This window comes from Pseudomonas sp. (assembly GCF_036387035.1).
Classification (GTDB): Bacteria; Pseudomonadota; Gammaproteobacteria; order Pseudomonadales; family Pseudomonadaceae; genus Aquipseudomonas.
On the sequence record NZ_DASVUM010000101.1, the window covers coordinates 1 to 2,016 of the forward strand.

A 2,016-nucleotide genomic window follows, 5' to 3' on the forward strand; every position below is an offset into this window, starting at 1 on the left:
ACCCTACTGGACATCACCGGCATGGCCCGCACCATCAACGCGAGGACCTACATGCCGGAGCAGACCTTCCTCATCGCCGGGTTGATCTATCTGGTGATGTCGTTCGTGCTGGTGCAAGGCTTCAAACTGCTGGAACGCCACTTGCGGGTGGATGCCAGCCAAGGGCGCTGAGGATCGCCGCGCGCTCTAACGGGCGCCCCCCTTTTCGTCCATACGCCGAAGGGGGCCGCAGCAAACACCGCTATGTAGACGATCCGCTGCCGCACGGCAAACACCGTACATGTGGAGAATCCGCTGTCGCACAGCAAACACGGTACCTGTAGGAGTGAGCTTGCTCGCGAAAGCGGTATTTCGGCCCACAAATATTGCCTGCCCGATGAGCACGCCCTGCCCCTGATTCCCCGTATGCTGCAACGCATATCCCGACTGCCCTAATCAAATGCCACTCACACCCGCGCAACTCCAATCGCGATTCGCCGAGCTTGATGCCTTCCTGATCGAGCATCAGGCCCTGTGGCGCCCGCGACCCTTCACCCATCGCCATCTGCCGTGGGAGTCGCAGCACCCGGAGCTGTCACGCTGGCTGCGACAACGTTCGCTCGAAGAGGCAGAAGCGGCACACAACCACCCCGAACAGCTCGATGCGCCGGAGCCCTTTGCGCAACTCGCCTTGCAGTCGACAGCATTGAGCCAGATAGACCCGCTGCCGGCCGTTAGCCTGCAAGCTGTGTCAGCGCGCATGAATGTCGACGTCCCCGGCCGCAAATGGCAGCAAATTGAAGCCTTCGCCAGTTGCCTGAGCTTTCAGCGGCAGCCCACCCACTGGCTGGATTGGTGTTCGGGCAAAGGCCATCTCGGTCGTCGCCTCGCCCACAGCGGTCAAGGGCTGACCTGCGTCGAATACGATGCGCAACTGGTCGAAGCAGGACGGCAGCTCAGCGACAAACTGGGCGTCCACGCGAACCACGTGCATCAAGACGTCATGACTGACTACGCCGCAGCGCATCTCGAAGCCCATCACACGCCCGTCGCCCTGCACGCCTGCGGCGACCTTCACGTGCGTCTCATGCACCTCGCCAGCGATGCCCACTGCCAACAACTGGCTATTGCGCCCTGCTGCTACAACCGCATCGCCGGCGAGCACTATCGGCCGGTCTCCCAACGGGGCCACGCATCCGACCTCAGGCTCTCCACTGACGACCTTGGCCTGCCTCTTAGCGAGACCGTCACCGCTGGCGCCCGTGTGCGCCGCCTGCGAGACACCTCCATGGCGCGACGCCTCGGCTTTGACCTGCTGCAGCGACAATTACGCGGCGTCGATGATTACCTGCCAACCCCCTCACTGCCCAGCGCCTGGCTCGACAAACCCTTCGCCGACTACTGCCGCGGCCTCGCGGAACTCAAACGCCTGCCCTCGCCCGGCCAGCAAGACTGGGCGGCACTAGAAGCGGCGGGATGGGCGCGCCTCGCCGAAGTCCGCAACCTCGAACTGCTGCGCAACCTGTTCCGCCGCCCTCTGGAACTGTGGCTCATCCTCGACCGAGCGCTTTATCTGACTGAGCACCATTACGACGTGCGCATTGGCACCTTCTGCGACAGCCAAGTCACTCCGCGCAATCTGCTCATTCTGGCGGAACGACCGTGAGTGTTTTTTGAGGGTCACGCCTGTGGATAAGTCTGTTGACTAAATTCCGGCGAACGCCCATTACTCGGGCTTTAGAGGGGATGCAACCGATTGTTCATTTTTTGCCCAGTGTAAAATTTGCGCAAAAACAGTAGCTTGCGAACGATTGAGAATAATTCCGGGAATCGACCGGTCGTCCGCTTCGCTTTGAGGCGATTGTGAATAACGGTAATCACGTTAAGGCATAAGCGGCGCAAAAAAACTGAAATTAGGACTTTACTCGGGGAATCAAATCCCTATAATCAGCGCCCACAACGCCGGTATAGCTCAGTTGGTAGAGCAACTGACTTGTAATCAGTAGGTCCCGGGTTCGACTCCTGGTGCCGGCACCA

The 2,016-nt window shown here is 60.4% G+C and carries 1 protein-coding gene, 1 tRNA gene and 1 pseudogene; all 3 read left to right on the forward strand.

All coding sequences use genetic code 11. The annotated features are described in order from the left end of the window. Positions 1 to 171 (forward strand): annotated as a pseudogene (locus VF672_RS09485) (ABC transporter permease); the annotation flags it as partial. A gap of 268 nt (positions 172 to 439) precedes the next feature. Further along, on the forward strand, positions 440 to 1,645 hold the full coding sequence (locus tag VF672_RS09490) for a methyltransferase (RefSeq protein ID WP_331104010.1): 1,206 nt from the start codon (positions 440 to 442) through the stop codon (positions 1,643 to 1,645). A gap of 295 nt (positions 1,646 to 1,940) precedes the next feature. Next, positions 1,941 to 2,016 (forward strand) — tRNA-Thr (locus tag VF672_RS09495).